The organism is Cupriavidus sp. SIMBA_020 (assembly GCF_046535395.1).
Lineage (GTDB): Bacteria > Pseudomonadota > Gammaproteobacteria > Burkholderiales > Burkholderiaceae > Cupriavidus > Cupriavidus campinensis.
Map to the genome: position 1 here is coordinate 1 of NZ_JAWRWU010000861.1, position 262 is coordinate 262.

General features: G+C 64.1%; 1 protein-coding gene. It reads right to left on the reverse strand.

Going from position 1 to position 262, the window contains the following annotated elements:
- The coding region (locus tag SB751_RS31840) for a cache domain-containing protein (RefSeq protein WP_410749253.1) at positions 1–262 on the reverse strand (262 nt) is incomplete at both ends.

Below are 262 nucleotides of genomic sequence, written 5' to 3' on the forward strand. Positions count from 1 at the left end.
CTTGATCGGATGCATGACGATCGCCGGCTTCGAGTCGTTGATCGAGATGTAGCCGTCGGTGCCGTAGCGCATCGCGGCGATCGCTTCGAGCGCCTTCTGTTTCGCGTCGGCTTCGGACAGCGCGTTCTGCTGCGACAGCTTGTAGAAGTGATCGGCGACGTTGGTTGCCTGCGCAACCAGCGTGGACAACTGGTCGCGGCGGTCTGCCGTCATCGACGTGCGCGTCTGCCACGCGCCGATCCCGGCGATCATGAGCAGGCCG